The 13,818-nt window shown below is 56.4% G+C and carries 17 protein-coding genes; 7 read left to right on the forward strand and 10 right to left on the reverse strand.

The window, feature by feature from the left end; all coding sequences use genetic code 11:
- The first annotated feature begins 9 nt into the window (after positions 1-9).
- Genes BJ885_RS19380 through BJ885_RS19390 form a run of 3 tightly spaced genes read left to right on the forward strand, consistent with a single transcriptional unit; the run spans position 10 to position 4,051 of the window.
- A complete protein-coding gene (locus BJ885_RS19380) occupies positions 10-2,535 on the forward strand; it encodes a fimbria/pilus outer membrane usher protein (RefSeq protein WP_121932582.1) in 2,526 nt (841 codons plus the stop codon).
- The gene (locus BJ885_RS19385; protein ID WP_121932581.1) at positions 2,526-3,041 is read left to right on the forward strand and encodes a fimbrial protein; all 516 of its coding nucleotides are present in this window, start codon (positions 2,526-2,528) and stop codon (positions 3,039-3,041) included. The genes BJ885_RS19380 and BJ885_RS19385 overlap by 10 nt, the downstream gene beginning before the upstream one ends.
- The gene (locus BJ885_RS19390) at positions 3,041-4,051 is read left to right on the forward strand and encodes a fimbrial protein (RefSeq protein ID WP_121932636.1); all 1,011 of its coding nucleotides are present in this window, start codon (positions 3,041-3,043) and stop codon (positions 4,049-4,051) included. The genes BJ885_RS19385 and BJ885_RS19390 overlap by 1 nt, the downstream gene beginning before the upstream one ends.
- Positions 4,052-4,053: 2 nt before the next feature.
- On the opposite strand, the gene BJ885_RS19395 is transcribed toward BJ885_RS19390, so the two are convergent.
- Complete coding sequence (locus BJ885_RS19395) at positions 4,054-4,578, reverse strand: lipocalin family protein (protein ID WP_121932580.1); 525 nt, start codon at positions 4,576-4,578, stop codon at positions 4,054-4,056.
- A gap of 117 nt (positions 4,579-4,695) precedes the next feature.
- Here BJ885_RS19395 and BJ885_RS19400 point away from each other — a divergent pair, with 117 nt between their 5' ends.
- The 4 genes from BJ885_RS19400 to BJ885_RS19415 all read left to right on the forward strand — a co-directional run bounded on the left by BJ885_RS19400 (position 4,696) and on the right by BJ885_RS19415 (position 8,227).
- Positions 4,696-5,421: a MerR family transcriptional regulator gene (locus BJ885_RS19400; protein WP_029740778.1), complete on the forward strand. Its 726-nt coding sequence runs from the start codon at positions 4,696-4,698 to the stop codon at positions 5,419-5,421.
- A gap of 99 nt (positions 5,422-5,520) precedes the next feature.
- Positions 5,521-5,931: a hydroxyisourate hydrolase gene (gene uraH, locus BJ885_RS19405; RefSeq protein WP_024906656.1), complete on the forward strand. Its 411-nt coding sequence runs from the start codon at positions 5,521-5,523 to the stop codon at positions 5,929-5,931.
- Positions 5,932-6,033: 102 nt separating this feature from the next.
- On the forward strand, positions 6,034-6,993 hold the full coding sequence (locus BJ885_RS19410; RefSeq protein WP_121932579.1) for a DUF523 and DUF1722 domain-containing protein: 960 nt from the start codon (positions 6,034-6,036) through the stop codon (positions 6,991-6,993).
- Between the two features lie 145 nt (positions 6,994-7,138).
- Complete coding sequence (locus BJ885_RS19415; protein WP_121932578.1) at positions 7,139-8,227, forward strand: AAA family ATPase; 1,089 nt, start codon at positions 7,139-7,141, stop codon at positions 8,225-8,227.
- Positions 8,228-8,267: 40 nt separating this feature from the next.
- On the opposite strand, the gene BJ885_RS19420 is transcribed toward BJ885_RS19415, so the two are convergent.
- The 9 genes from BJ885_RS19420 to BJ885_RS19460 all read right to left on the reverse strand — a co-directional run bounded on the left by BJ885_RS19420 (position 8,268) and on the right by BJ885_RS19460 (position 13,743).
- Positions 8,268-8,498, reverse strand: a complete 231-nt coding sequence (locus BJ885_RS19420) for a hypothetical protein (RefSeq protein WP_147449228.1) — start codon at positions 8,496-8,498, stop codon at positions 8,268-8,270.
- Between the two features lie 90 nt (positions 8,499-8,588).
- Positions 8,589-9,044 (reverse strand): hypothetical protein, encoded by a 456-nt coding sequence (locus tag BJ885_RS19425; protein ID WP_121932577.1) that lies wholly within the window; start codon positions 9,042-9,044, stop codon positions 8,589-8,591.
- A 303-nt stretch (positions 9,045-9,347) separates the two neighbouring features.
- Positions 9,348-9,596, reverse strand: a complete 249-nt coding sequence (locus BJ885_RS19430; RefSeq protein WP_121932576.1) for a hypothetical protein — start codon at positions 9,594-9,596, stop codon at positions 9,348-9,350.
- A 113-nt stretch (positions 9,597-9,709) separates the two neighbouring features.
- Entirely contained in the window at positions 9,710-10,663 is a 954-nt protein-coding gene (locus tag BJ885_RS19435) for a GlxA family transcriptional regulator (protein WP_121932575.1), read from the reverse strand.
- Positions 10,664-10,689: 26 nt separating this feature from the next.
- On the reverse strand, positions 10,690-11,469 hold the full coding sequence (locus BJ885_RS19440) for an MBL fold metallo-hydrolase (protein WP_121932574.1): 780 nt from the start codon (positions 11,467-11,469) through the stop codon (positions 10,690-10,692).
- A gap of 122 nt (positions 11,470-11,591) precedes the next feature.
- Positions 11,592-12,392 carry a lipoprotein NlpA gene (gene nlpA, locus BJ885_RS19445; protein WP_023309849.1) on the reverse strand — a complete coding sequence of 267 codons (801 nt, stop codon included), beginning with the start codon at positions 12,390-12,392 and terminating at the stop codon, positions 11,592-11,594.
- A 140-nt stretch (positions 12,393-12,532) separates the two neighbouring features.
- Positions 12,533-12,931: a type II toxin-antitoxin system VapC family toxin gene (locus tag BJ885_RS19450; protein ID WP_029740768.1), complete on the reverse strand. Its 399-nt coding sequence runs from the start codon at positions 12,929-12,931 to the stop codon at positions 12,533-12,535.
- Positions 12,928-13,194, reverse strand: coding sequence for an antitoxin (locus BJ885_RS19455; RefSeq protein ID WP_029740767.1), 267 nt, complete (start codon positions 13,192-13,194; stop codon positions 12,928-12,930). Before BJ885_RS19455 ends, BJ885_RS19450 begins: the two co-directional genes overlap by 4 nt.
- 129 nt (positions 13,195-13,323) lie before the next feature.
- Entirely contained in the window at positions 13,324-13,743 is a 420-nt protein-coding gene (locus BJ885_RS19460) for a GNAT family N-acetyltransferase (protein WP_054830082.1), read from the reverse strand.
- Between the last annotated feature and the right edge of the window lie 75 nt (positions 13,744-13,818).

A 13,818-nucleotide genomic window follows, 5' to 3' on the forward strand; every position in this document is an offset into this window, starting at 1 on the left:
CGTGACCACGTGAAAATAAAAATCCTGTGCGCCACGGTGATCTCCCTGGTGATTCGGCAAGCCGTGGCTGCTGAAAGCGAGCTGCAATTTAACCCCGCGTTCCTCAACGGCGAGAGCGCAAACAGCGCCGATCTCGCCTGGGTCAACGCCGGGAGCGCGTTGCCGCCGGGTGATTACAACCTCAACGTGTATATCAATACGAATTATGCGTTCACGGGTAACGTCACGTTCCGCCTTGCTGAGGACAGCACGGGTGAAGCGCTGCCCTGCCTCACGCCTGAACAATTCGCCGCGCTGGGCATCGATAGCCATCAGGCGAAGGGCGGAGCGCTGCCGCTGGCGCAGCGCTGCATCTTCTTAACAAAGGCGTTTGCGGATACGCAGTTTGATCTGGACCAGAAGACGCTCACCCTGAGCTTCACCGTACCGCAAAGTGCGATGCGCAATTTGCCGCGCGGATACGTCAGCCCGGAAAGCTGGGAGGCGGGCATTCCTGCCGCGTGGCTGAACTACGTGGTCAACGGCTCGAACAATGAGTATCGCGGCGAGACGCGCACGCGGGAACAGCAGCTGTTTGCAAGCCTCAACAGCGGCGTCAACCTGGGCGCGTGGCGGCTGCGTGATTTCACCACGTGGACCAAAGACAGCAATGAGCTCACCCACGTGCAGACCTGGCTGCAGCGCGATATTCACGCCCTGCGCGCGCAGGTGTATGCCGGGGAAACGTATACCTCGGCGCAAGTCTTCGACTCCGTGGGCCTGCGCGGTATCGCCCTGAAAACCGATGACAACATGCTGCCCGCCAGCCTCAGCGGCTATGCGCCTGAAGTTCGCGGCATCGCGCGCAGCAACGCGACCGTAACGGTTCGCCAGAACGGCAACATCATCTATCAAACCTCCGTCCCGCCGGGGGCGTTTGTGCTGAAAGATCTCTACCCGACCTCCTCGGGAGGCGATCTGGCGGTCACCATTCAGGAGAACGACGGCAGCATAACGCAATACACGCTTCCCTTTGCCAGCGTGCCGAACCTGGTGCGTAACGGACAGGTGAAATATGCCCTCGGCGCCGGGAAATACCGTCCGACGGGCAATCAGGACGCGCCCTCTTTCGCGCAGGGCGAGCTGTTCTACGGCTGGCGATACGGCCTGACGTGTTACGGCGGGGCGCAGTTTGCCGATCGCTATAACGGCCTGGCCCTCGGGTTTGGGCAGAACCTCGGCCGCTTTGGCGCCTACTCCATCGACCTGACCCACGCCCGCAGCCAGCTGGCGGACGATCGGCACTACAGCGGTGATTCGGTGCGCCTGCGCTACAGCAAACTGCTGAACGACATTGGCACGCGGGTGAACTTCTTCTCGCTGCGCTACTCCACGAAAGGGTTCTATACCCTCAGCGACACGACGTACAAAGGGATGTCGGGCGGATCGCCAAAGCAGACGGTGGAAGACGATGGCACCGTCACCACCCATTACGACAACGTGTACAACCTGCGCATGTCGCGCAAGGCAAAAAACCAGCTGCTGCTGTCGCAGCCGATGGGACAATACGGCTCGCTGTCACTGTCGTGGGATCAGCAGACCTACTGGAACACGTCAAATACCACGCAAAGCCTGCAGTTTGCGTGGAACGCCACGTTTCGCAACGCGTCGCTTGGCGTCAGCGTCCAGCGAAGCTCGAGCCTGTATGACGACAAGAAAGATAACATCCTGTCGATGTCGATTTCGGTCCCGCCGGGCAACCCGACGCTGTCGACCCGCGCGCGCTTTACCACGACCCATGCAGACTCCACCGGCACAACCGCCAGCACGGGCGTGAGCGGCTACCTGCCGGGCCAGGAAAACCTGTTCTATAGCGTCAACCAGCGCTACAGCGCCCAGCAGCACTACGGCGGCGATGCCACCCTGCAGTACGAAGGCGCGTGGGGAGACTACAACCTGGGCTACAGCTACGCCAGCGACTCCCGCAACCTCAGCTACGGCATCAGCGGCGGTGCGGTAGTGCATGAAGATGGCCTGACGCTGAGCCAGCCGCTCGGAAATACCAACATTCTGGTAAAAGCCCCGGGGGCCAGCAGCGTCGCCGTGCTTAACCATAAGGGCATCAAAACGGACAGCCGTGGCTACGCGGTGATCCCGTACGCCACGCCGTACCGCGTTAACCAGGTCGCGCTGGACGTGACGACCGCCGGCAACGACGTGGAGCTGGAAAACGCCATCGCCAACAAAACGCCTACCGACGGTGCCCTCGTTCGCGCCACCTTCACCACGCATCAGGGAGCAAAAGCGATGTTTATCGTGCGTCACGGCAACGATGTGCTCCCCTTCGGCACGCTGGTCTCGATCGATGATGACAAAACCAGCGGCATCGTCGGCGATGGCGGCAGCCTGTATCTTTCCGGTTTGTCAGAAAAGGGCACGCTGAACGCCGTGTGGGGCCGCGGCAGCCGCCAGCGCTGCGCTATTACCTATGCCTTAAACAAGCAGCACTTTAACGCCCGCACCGGTCTTTATTCTCAGGAGGTGGTATGTCAGTAACGTTTCGGATCGGCTGCATCGCACTGCTGGCTTTCGCTCTCCCCGTTCGCGGGTATGACGTGCTGGTCTCCGTTACCGGCAATTTGATCGGCAACACCTGCGTGGTGGCGCAGGACTCTGAGGAGCAAAATGTGCCGCTGGGCACCATCGGCATCAAACAATTTACGCGCGCCGGGGCCGTCAGCAATATCAAAACGCCCTTCACGCTCAGGCTTGAAGCGTGCGGGCCAACCTTTGCGGGCGTAAAAATCCGCTTCAGCGGTGCGCCGGATGATGCCAACCCGCAGCTGCTGAAAATTGCCGACGGTGGCGCTACCGGCGTGGCGGTGCAGATCCTTGATAAAGAGAGCGTACTCATTCCCCTGAATACAAAGACCACCGCGTACGGAACGGCGGGGGATGACAGCGTACAGATGACCTTTTACGCGCAACTGGTTGCCACTGGCGCACCCGTGAGCGCCGGTGATGTGTCAGCCCTCGCGACCTGGACAACGGAGTATCTATGATGCGTTTAGCGTTTCTTCTCGGCGGATTACTTTTCTGCGCCAGCGTGCAGGCGCTGGACTGGAAATCGGATATTACCCTCTCCCCTCAGCCGATGACCTACAGCGGGCCGGCGGATTCCGTGGTGCCGGGCAGCATTATCGGCTCGACCTGGAGCGCCACCGCCAGCGTGCAGCAGGTGTTCTGGTGCGGGCTTATTTTTACCTGCACCAAAGGCACGCTGCAGCCCAGCAGCAGCGCCATCTCTAGCGGTGCGACTGTCACCGTCGACGGCGCGAATTACACCATTTTTGAGACCGGCGTACCGGGCGTGGGCTATATCATCGGGCTGAAGGATTTTAAGAGTACGCAATATATTCCCCTGCAAACCGGTATCACGCAAAGCTACCCGGCAGAGGGCACCAGTGGGTATGCCCAGGATCTGGGCTGGTCGGCAAAGGTCACCTTTATTAAAACCGGTGCCGCCCTGAAATCCGGCGTCTATAACATCCCGACCATCAACGCCGCGGTGCTCACCGCCTATAACAACGAGACGAAAACGGCGCAGGTGATTATCAGCCCGACCACCATCACGGTAACCGCCAGCGGGTGTACGGTCGACAGCAAAAACGCCAGCGTGGCGCTGGGCACCATTGATATTCGCACTCTGCCCACGGTGGGAAGCACGTCGCCATCGGGGACGTTTACCGTCGGCCTGACCTGCGACGCGAACGTGGCGGTTCACGCGGTGATGACCGATCAGACCACGCCGTCGAACACCTCGTCGGTGGTGACGCTGACCGGAGACTCCACGGCGTCCGGCGTTGGGGTGCAGTTTTTCTATAACGGCAGCGGGCCGCTGACGATGGGGCCGGACAGCTCGGCCGCGGGTGCGACCGGACAGTTCTTAATCCAGAGCACCACGGCGGCACAGACGCTCACGTTACCGTTCCAGGCGCAGTACATCCGAACCGGCGAACTGGTCCCCGGCTCGGCCAACGCGCTGGCCAGCATTACGTTTTCCTACCAGTAGGGCTACTGCTTCACCCACACTAGTTGTTCGGTTCGGAAGCCCAGACTGCGTGCGGTGTTCAGGTAATCCTGCTTCACCGCATCCGGAATGGTTGGCGTGCGCGACAGGATCCACAGGTAGTCGCGGTTTGGGCCGCTGACCAGCGCGTACTGGTACTTATCGTCCAGCCTGATCACGTTATAGCCACCGTAGAACGGGCCGAAGAAGGACACCTTCAGCGCGGCGGTGGTCGGCTCGCCGGTAAAGTACGCTTTGCCCTCGCTCTCGTTCCACTTGTTCTTCACCGGATCGTAACCGCGGTTGAGCACGCTGATGCCGCCGTCGCTGCGCTTGCCGTAGGTGGCGGTTACCTGCTCCAGCCCGCGTTCAAAGCGGTTTTCCAGACGGGCGACCTCGTACCATTTGCCGAGATAGCGGCTGGCGTCAAAACCAGAAATCGGCTGCACGCCCTTCGGCGGCGTGGGGGATTTACAGGCGACCAGCGTCAGCGCAATGGCAACACCGGTCACTACAGGCCATAGCTTCATGAGAATTCCTTTCATTTGCACGGTTGGACGTTAAGTGTAGTGCACCGTTTCGGCGCTTCATCCCGTTCGGGAAAATTCGTAGTATATTGAGAGTATTCCTCCACTCTGGACACGGACATGGCTTACTCCATCGGCGAATTCGCCAGACTCAGCGGCATCACCGCCACCACCCTGCGGGCGTGGCAGCGTCGCTATGGTTTACTCAAGCCACAGCGCACGGAAGGCGGCCACCGCCAGTACAGCGATGAGGACGTCCAGCAGGCGCTCAAAATCCTCGACTGGGTAAAAAAAGGCGTCCCGATCGGCCAGGTCAAACCGCTGCTGGAGCGCCCGACGCCGGGACGGACCAACAACTGGCAAACCCTGCAGCAGAACATGCTGCAACGCCTGCAGGACGGCAAGGTCGAGTCCCTGCGCCAGATGATTTACGACGCCGGACGCGAATACCCAAGGCCGGAGCTGGTAGCGAACGTGCTGCGCCCGCTGCGCAGCCAGGTCTCGGCCAACGTCGCCGCCGCCATGACCCTGCGCGCGATCCTCGACGGCATCATCATCGCCTACACCTCGTTTTGCCTCGAAGGCGATAAAAAAGCGCCGGGCGATAATATTCTGCTCAGCGGCTGGCACCTGAACGACCCGTGCGAGATCTGGCTCGAAGCCCTAACGCGTACCGGGCAGGGCCACCGAATCGACATCCTGCCGGTTCCGCCTGACGCGCTGGCACCGGAAATTTTCCCGGAGCGTAAATGGCTTCTGGTCACCAGCGGCAAACTCACCGCCGGGCGGAAAAAACAGGTGGAGCAGTGGCAGCAGCAGGTATCGCTTGAAGTGATTATCCTCTGATAATTTTCTCCTGCGGGAATCTTCACGAAAAGTTGAATATTTTCCCGCGCCGCAGATGCTAACGTTTTCCTGTGACGAATAACTCCACAGGAAAACACCATGAAAAAAACTGCCCCTCTGCTGATCCTGGCCTCGATGGCCTTTGCCCCTGCTGCCTTTAGCGCCCCTGCCGGCACGCTGAGCGTCCACATTCTCGACCAGCAAACCGGGATGCCGCCATCAGACGTGACCGTTACGCTGGAGAAGCAGCAGCAGGACAAGTGGACCCCGATTGCCAGCGGCAAAACCGACCACGACGGCCGCATCAAATCGCTCTATCCGCAGGATCAGGACATGCAGCCTGGCGTGTATAAAGTGACCTTCAAAACCGCAGATTACTTCCACGGCAAAAAGCTGGACTCCTTCTTCCCGGAGATCCCGGTGCTGTTTACCGTGACCCGCACCAACGAGAAGCTGCACATCCCGCTTCTGCTGAGCCAGTACGGTTATTCGACCTACAAGGGCAGTTAATAAGCGTTGATTCTAAAGGAATAAAAAAAATAGTTCCGCGAATACTTGGACAAATTAGTCATGTTGTGTAAGTTTTAATTATATGAACGGGAGGACCACACCATGACAACGAAACCTGTACTCGGTATTAGCGGATGTTTGACCGGTTCCGCCGTTCGCTTTGACGGCGGACACAAACGTATGGGCTTCGTCATGGATGAGCTGGCCCAGTGGGTGAATTTCAGGCCCGTCTGCCCGGAAATGGCTATCGGCCTGCCGACCCCTCGCCCGGCCATACGCCTGACGCTGACGGACAGCGGCGAAACGCAGCTCCGTTTCAGCAAGCCGCCTCATGATGACCTCACGCAGAAAATGGCCGACTTCACGGCGGACTATCTGCCAAAAATCGGCGATCTGGCGGGATTTATCGTCTGTGCAAAATCCCCAAGCTGCGGCCTGGAACGCGTGCGGCTGTACGATGAAAACGGCAACCGGGGCCGCAAGGAGGGCGTCGGGCTGTTCACCGCCGCCCTTCTTGAAACCTATCCGTGGCTGCCCGTCGAGGAAGACGGTCGGCTGCACGACCCGGTGCTGCGGGAAAACTTTATCGAGCGGGTATTTGCCCTGCACGAACTGAACACGCTGCGAAAAAAAGGTCTCACGCGCCGCGCGCTGCTGGACTTCCACAGCCGCTATAAATTGCAGCTGCTGGCGCACCATCAGGCAGGCTACCGTGAAATCGGCCCGTTCGTTGCCTCGCTGCACGAGTGGGAAGACCTGGACGCCTTCTTCGTGGCGTACCGGGAAAAGCTGATGACCATCCTGAAAAAACCCGCCTCGCGGAAGAATCACACCAACGTGCTGATGCATATCCAGGGGTATTTCCGTAACCAGCTGAACACCCGCCAGCGCGGCGAGCTGCGCGACGTGATCCTGCACTATCGCAACGGACAGTTGCCTATTCTCGCCCCGATCACGCTGCTGAAGCACTACCTAGCCGAATATCCCGACCGGTATCTGATGACGCAAAACTACTTTGATCCCTATCCTGATGATTTGGGTCTGCGTCTGGCAGTCAAGTGATCATAAAAATGCGAAGGCCCCATTGACCCGTAGAGGCCCAAAGCAGTACCCCGTTTAGACGACATCCTCACTGTCGTCTCTTTTTTGCATTTCATCTCAAAGACTGTGATTATATACAGGCTTATTCTGTAAAAGGGGCCTGCCTGTGATCAACACCCTGCACATTCAAAACTATCGATCCATCCGCGACATGTCGCTGGAGCTGGAGCAGCTCAACATCGTCTTCGGGCCGAACGGCACCGGGAAATCCAATATCTACAAGGCGATTCATCTGATGCACAGCGCCGCTCAGGGGCAGTTTTCCCAGGCGCTGGCAAACGAGGGCGGCATTCTGAAGGTGTTCTGGGCAGGCAAAACCCGCAGCGACCAGCTGCGGCGGATGAATCTGGCCGTGGAAACAGAGACCTACGAATACGAGCTGCAGGTCGGGTTTGTGGAGAAGCTGCCCTATCCCTCGCAGTTTCAGCTCGATCCGGTGATCAAAGAGGAGTCCATCTGGCTGAGCGGCCAGCACCGTCGGCCTTCGTCACAGCTGATGAAGCGTAAGAACCAGACGGTGTTTCTGAACAACGTGCATCACGAGAAAGTGACCCACAGCGGCACGCTGTACGAGAACGAATCGGTGTTCGGGCAGCTCGGCGAACCGCATCTTTACCCGGAAGTGTCGCAGATGCGCGAGTCCCTGCGTAACTGGCGCTTTTATCATGAGTTTTCCGTCGCGTCCGGCTCGGCGATGCGCGCCCCGCAGGTCGGTTTCCGCTCCCCGGTGCTGGCCAGCGACGGTGCCAACCTGGCGGCAGCGTTTCAGACCATCGTCGAGATCGGCGACGAGCTGCTGCTGATGCGCATCCTTGACCAGGCCTTCCCCGGCTGCGTGTTTTACAGCGACAACACCGGCGGACGTTTTCGCATGATGATGCAGCGCGAGGGTCTGAGCAGGCCGCTGGAACCGGCGGAGTTCTCCGACGGCACCCTGCGCTTTCTGTGCCTGGCGGTAGCGCTGTTAAGCCCGCGCCCACCGGCGTTTATCGCGTTGAACGAACCGGAAAACAGCCTGCACCCGCAGATGCTTCCCGCGCTGGCGAGCTTAATTGCCGAGGCCAGCCGCTACTCGCAGATCTGGCTCACCAGCCACTCGCCGGAGCTGGCGAAATTGATTGAGAAGCAGAGGTCGTTTTCGCTGTATCAGCTGTCGATGGTTGAGGGGGAGACGAGGGTGGAGAGGTTGGGGTAAGCCGCATTCTCTTCCTTTGAAGCCCAATAAATTGAAATTTTCATTTTTTCTCTTTCACCTGCAGGGACTGCCCCCCTCCAATGATGAACCCTGCGCCTACAGAGATTTTGAGCGCAGCAATCAAGTCGCTCCACTTGAAATCAAAATCATTAAGGAAGAGATACGAGGCCGCTGCAATTATCAGACGGCCTGAAGCCATAGTGATAAAGAGACCTGACATCCAGAGTAATACCAGTAAAAGGAAAAGTTTTAATCGAGGATTAATCATCATTTCTATAACTACCACAATCGCTTTCGTGATATTGATATTTCGTTCGGCAGTACGTCGAGATTGAGGCTCTCTCTTTATCCATATTTCGCTTCAACGTATCATTCCTATAAAGAAACCCAGATACCCGGCCCGACTTAACCATAAAAAGGGGCTAGTGAGGCTCGACAACCTGATACTGGTCAATTCTCTCATGGGTGCAAGCCCATCATTTTTGATAATGACATTTTTTGCACAATAGCGACAGTGCATAATCAGAAACAAAATTCCGGCGATCACAAAACCAAAATAACTTTCGCGACTCCCCCAAAAATGTGCGCTTAATTTTAAATAAGTTAATCCCCATACGCTTAGTAAAAAGACGATAAACGAACATGCTGCGATATTCATGTCTCGCTTACTGCCCAGCCCAAAAAAGAGCGCATCAAAGAAAAACATAGAGGTAAAAGGTGACTGAACGCTTCTTCCCGTCACTTTACTAAAGCGAAGAAACACGGCCGTTCCAACTGCAAAAGCGAAAAGTGCAATTCCTAATAATACATAAATCATTTCATGAGTCCTTTTTGCCACCTCATTCAATGTACCTATCTGTTCTTCGACAGGTAAGAAATTATATTATCGGCATCAGGTTTGTTTGGTTGAGACTTAGTACGCCACACATTTTCTTCTGCCGCTATATGCTCTCCTGTATCAGGCTCCTCACCCTGCTTAGTATCATTAGAACAGCAAGTACGCCCAAAGGTGCATTGGGTCACGCCATCGTCTGGTTGGCATCATTCATCGCATCACCGGTATTGTTGCCTGCAACCGAGAGTGGAGAGGCTGGGGTAGTTCAATCTCTTCATACCCAACTTACCGGGGTGGGTCTTCGGATCGGTTCTTTTCTTTTGCCATAACGCACTGTATTCCTCCAATGAGGATCCCACCACTAATGGCAAGGGTCGTAGCTTCAACAAGATCACTGATTGGAAAATCAAATTGTCCGATGAAAAAGAAGCTGACCAGGGCAATCAACAAACGTCCAAATAAAAGCGTGGTAAATATTCCTGCTATCCAAACAGCGGCCAGTAACAAGAATAATTTTACCCTTGTAGTAATCATTATTTTTCCTCTGTCTGTATGCGGCAAACCGGTGAAGAACTGTAACCAGTATCTACTGTAGGTTCCTGAATGCTCAAAATTTCTTAACCTGTCGTTATTACAGAACCTTCATGCTAGTTCTGCAGACGAAACGTCTTTCGCCACTCCGCCGGACTGACCCCAAAACGCGCCTTAAACTGCTGTCGCCAGGTGACGGCGGAATTAAATCCTACCAGCTCGGCCACGCGCTCAATCGGCATATTACCGGCCTCGAGCAGGATCTGGCTGCGCCGCAGGCGTTCGGCGGTAAGCCAGTCGGCAACGCTCATTCCCGTGGCTTTAATAAAATGACGGGTCAGGGTGCGGCGGCTCATCGAAACCACCTCTGCCAGCGAGTCCAGGCTATGCGGTTCGGTGATGTGCTGCTGAAGATAGTCGATCAGGCAGTTAATGCGTCCGTCCCGGGTATCTTTAGGTACCGGCTGGGCAATGAACTGCGCCTGCCCGCCCTCGCGGTGGGGCGGAACAATCATCCGACGGGCAATCTGGTTGGCGACCACGCTGCCAAAGCGCTGGCGAATGATATACAGGCAGCAGTCCAGCGCCGCCGCGGTTCCGGCAGAGGTGATGGTATTGCCGTCATCCACGTAAAGGGCATTAATATCCAGCTGAACGTGCGGGAAAAGGGACTGGAACTGATGTTCGAACTCCCAGTGAGTGGCCGCACGTTTGCCGTCGAGGAGCCCCGCATAGGCCAGCACAAACGACCCCAGACACAGCCCGACGATTTCCGCGCCGTTGTCTCTCGCCTGCACCAGGCTGTCGAGCAGCGTCTGGGGCGGGCGTTCAAGGACGTGCTGCCAGTAGGGAACGACGACTATATCGGCCTGACCAATGGCGGTGTAGTCCTGCGTGGCGTTGAGGGCGAACCCGTCTTTTGAGGTGAGAAAACCCGGCGTTTCGGCGCAGATCGTCACGTTAAAGCGCTTTTCGCCGGAGACCGAATCGCCAAACAGAATGCAGGGAACGGAGTAGTGGAACGGGCTGAACCCGTCTACCGCGACAATCGCGACGTTGATTAGCGACATCTGTCTCTCCTTTCCCTTTAACGCACTCAGAATATAACGGTTTCGCCATCCTGGGGAATGCTCACTGCGTCACTCACCTGATTGGCTTCAACGTACTCACGCAGCGCGCTGCGGGTCAACAGGCAGTGGTTAATCGCCTCCATGTGGCTCGCCACAATGTGGGCCTGCGGCAGCAGGAAATGAACGTTGAGCACGTCCTCTTGCCCCATAATAATCGGCCCAAAACCAATGACGTGGGCATAGCCAGCGTTCAGCACCACCACGTCCGGCTGGTGCTTTTGCAGATCGGCCGCCACCTCGTCACGCCAGACGGTATCCCCGGCAAGATAAAGCGTCTTCTCATCGGGATGACGCAGCACCACGCCGCAGGCCTCGCCCAGCCGCTCCGCCAGCTCCGGCACGGCGTAAGCGCGATCGGTGCCGTGCTGCCCGCCCTGGGTTTTCGCAATCTGAATATCGCCGAAGAAGGTCGCGTCGGTCATGACCGTCAGGTTGCTAAACCCCTGACTGCGCAGCAGCGCGGCGTCACGGTCGTTTTGCACGTAGATAGGTTTGTCTTTGGCGATCAGTTCCGCCGCGGCGCGATCCCAGTGATCGTCATGGGTATGGGTGACGATCACCGCGTCGGCGTCCAGCAGCGTGTTGACGTCAACGGGGAGTTCGACCGTCGGGTTACGGCGTTCGGCATACGCCGTGCCGGGAAAGCCCGGATAAACCCCCTTCGGGGCCAGCATCGGGTCGATTAAAAGACGTTTTCCGGCGTAGGTAATCAGCTGGGTGGCGTTGCGAATGTGGGTAATGTTCATAGGCTATCCTCCGGTTGGTGTGATAAGGAGGATAGCCAGCCGTCACAATTGACGCTGTGGGCTAAAGGGCGATTACCGATGGAATCGGGCCAATTTAAGCAACCCGTTTTCCGTCTGATCGATTACCAGCCCGGCACCGCCCCGCCGTTGAAGATCGTCTCCGCCGCTTTCGCTACCTCAGGCGACTGATACGACTGGATAAATTCCTTCACGTTCTCCGCGTCTTTGTTGTCTTCGCGCGTCACCACAATGTTCACGTACGGCGAGTTTTTGTCTTCAATAAAGACGCTGTCATGCACCGGCGACAGCCCTGTTTGCTGAATATAGGTAGTGCTGATGATGGCGACATCCACTTTCGGGTCGTCCAGCACGCGCGGCAGCTGTGCCCCTTCCAGCTCCATTATTTTCAGCTGTTTAGGGTTGGCGGTAATATCCAGCGCCGTCGGCAGCAGCCCGGTGTCCGGCTTCAGGGTAATGAGCTTCTCCTTTTGCAGCAGCAACAGCGCGCGGCCAAGGTTGGTCGGGTCGTTTGGAATGGCAATGGTTGCCCCGTCCTTCAGGTCAGAGACGGATTTGATTTTGCGGGAATAGCCGGCCATCGGGAAAACAAAGGTGTTCGCCACGGCCACCAGCTTGTAGTTATGCGCCTTGTTATCCTCAGCGAGGAACGGGCGATGCTGGAAGACGTTGGCATCCAGCTCCCCCTGGTTGGTGGCATCGTTGGGCAACAGCGAGCCGCTGAAGCCGACCAGCTCCACGTCCAGGCCATATTTCTCTTTTGCCACCTTTTTGGCGACTTCCGCCACGTCCTGTTCAGCGCCGTTGATGACGCCCACTTTAATGTGTTTGGCATCGCTGCCACTTTGATCGCACCCTGCCAGCAGCAGGCCAGCAAGTACCAGAGCACCCAATCGACGTTTCACAAGACAGTTCCTTTTGCTGAATGTTGAAGTGACTATATCGACAACGAGGCGGTGGAATAAAAAACGAAAAAGAATCAATAAGAAGGATAAGTTATATGCGGGTATTGCCGGGTGGCGCTGTGCTTACCCGGCATCAGGGATCACGACGTTGTCGTCCAGTCTTCGACGGTAAGCTCCTGCACCATTCTGAATGCACGATCGTTAGTCACAATCGTTGTTCTCCGACTGATAGCATGCGCAGCGATCAGTTGATCGAGATCGCCCATCACTTTTCCTCTCTTCTCCATTGCTGCGCGGAGTTCACCATACGTTGCGGCGGCTTCACTATCCCAGTCGCAAATCGTGATGGTATTGAGAAACTCCTGGATTGTTTCTTTCAATCTACTGCTTTTCTTCTTATCAGCACCATACAGCAACTCTGCTTCGGTAATGCTTGAGATACAAACGTCCCCCGGAGTCAAACATGTCATTCTGCTTATAACTTCCGGGTGTCGTTTAAACAAGTGGCTCACGATATTCGTATCCAGCATATGCCTCATGAACATGCTCCATCCAGAGGGTCTCTTGTCGTAACACTCTGATTGCGTTCCTCTTTACTCAGAAACGAATCCGGTACGTCCGTAACTGACAGCATGCGGAAAAACGTATCCCAACTCTTTGTCTGAACAGGTTTTGCCGCTAAAACGACATTCCCCTCTTCATCCCGCCGGATGTAGACGCTCTCCGTATCAAAAGCGAATTCAGCAGGTAGCATTACGGCCTGATGCCGCCCCTTTTTGAAGAGTTTTGCTGTGCGTTCCATTGCCATCTCCATGGTTTACTTGACCAGGCCAAAGCATGCGTCAGGGCCTGAAAAGAAGACAAGCAACACGCTTCAAATTAGGAATGCGACTCGCAATAAATAGCTGAATCCATAATCACAGAAACGGATTTAAAGCGCTTTCGCCAGATAATGCCGTTGCATGCCCTCATACGGGTAATCCTGTAGCGACATCTGCAGCCGGTAGCCCTGTTTTTCATAGAACGGGCGCGCCTGGAAGCTGGCGGTATCGACCAGCGCGTGCTTGCAGCCTTTGCGTCGGGCTTCCTCTTCGGCCGTTTTGATGAGCTGGCTGCCCACGCCAGATCCGCGCACGGTCTCGCTGACCCACAGAAAATCAATGTTCAGCCAGTCGCCTTTACGCACCCCAATCAGCCCGCCCAGCATAGCGCCATTATCGTCCCGCACGTAAACGCCAATATCCCCGCTGAAGGTCGACAGATCTAAAAATTGCCCGTTATAAGATCTCAACCCCGTTAATAACTCTTCTTTTTCAGCGGGCGTTACATTATCTGTTATGCTCAGGTGCATATTTCTCTCCTTATTTTCTATGCAATCTGAATATCTCACAGCTTAACCTCCACAAAAACTCCTAATTTCCTCCAT

Origin of the sequence: Enterobacter sp. WP_7_1 (genome assembly GCF_003688535.1) — a bacterium.
Lineage (GTDB): Bacteria > Pseudomonadota > Gammaproteobacteria > Enterobacterales > Enterobacteriaceae > Enterobacter > Enterobacter asburiae.

Excerpts from the sequence above, each read along its gene's own strand:
- BJ885_RS19385 (WP_121932581.1), top strand. The coding sequence starts at position 2,526 with ATGTCAGTAACGTTTCGGATCGGCTGCATCGCACTGCTGGCTTTCGCT.
- BJ885_RS19390 (WP_121932636.1), top strand. The coding sequence starts at position 3,041 with ATGCGTTTAGCGTTTCTTCTCGGCGGATTACTTTTCTGCGCCAGCGTG.
- BJ885_RS19395 (WP_121932580.1), bottom strand. The coding sequence starts at position 4,578 with ATGAAGCTATGGCCTGTAGTGACCGGTGTTGCCATTGCGCTGACGCTG.
- BJ885_RS19400 (WP_029740778.1), top strand. The coding sequence starts at position 4,696 with ATGGCTTACTCCATCGGCGAATTCGCCAGACTCAGCGGCATCACCGCC.
- uraH (WP_024906656.1), top strand. The coding sequence starts at position 5,521 with ATGAAAAAAACTGCCCCTCTGCTGATCCTGGCCTCGATGGCCTTTGCC.
- BJ885_RS19410 (WP_121932579.1), top strand. The coding sequence starts at position 6,034 with ATGACAACGAAACCTGTACTCGGTATTAGCGGATGTTTGACCGGTTCC.
- BJ885_RS19420 (WP_147449228.1), bottom strand. The coding sequence starts at position 8,498 with ATGATGATTAATCCTCGATTAAAACTTTTCCTTTTACTGGTATTACTC.
- BJ885_RS19425 (WP_121932577.1), bottom strand. The coding sequence starts at position 9,044 with ATGATTTATGTATTATTAGGAATTGCACTTTTCGCTTTTGCAGTTGGA.
- BJ885_RS19430 (WP_121932576.1), bottom strand. The coding sequence starts at position 9,596 with ATGATTACTACAAGGGTAAAATTATTCTTGTTACTGGCCGCTGTTTGG.
- BJ885_RS19435 (WP_121932575.1), bottom strand. The coding sequence starts at position 10,663 with ATGTCGCTAATCAACGTCGCGATTGTCGCGGTAGACGGGTTCAGCCCG.
- BJ885_RS19440 (WP_121932574.1), bottom strand. The coding sequence starts at position 11,469 with ATGAACATTACCCACATTCGCAACGCCACCCAGCTGATTACCTACGCC.
- BJ885_RS19450 (WP_029740768.1), bottom strand. The coding sequence starts at position 12,931 with ATGAGGCATATGCTGGATACGAATATCGTGAGCCACTTGTTTAAACGA.
- BJ885_RS19455 (WP_029740767.1), bottom strand. The coding sequence starts at position 13,194 with ATGGAACGCACAGCAAAACTCTTCAAAAAGGGGCGGCATCAGGCCGTA.
- BJ885_RS19460 (WP_054830082.1), bottom strand. The coding sequence starts at position 13,743 with ATGCACCTGAGCATAACAGATAATGTAACGCCCGCTGAAAAAGAAGAG.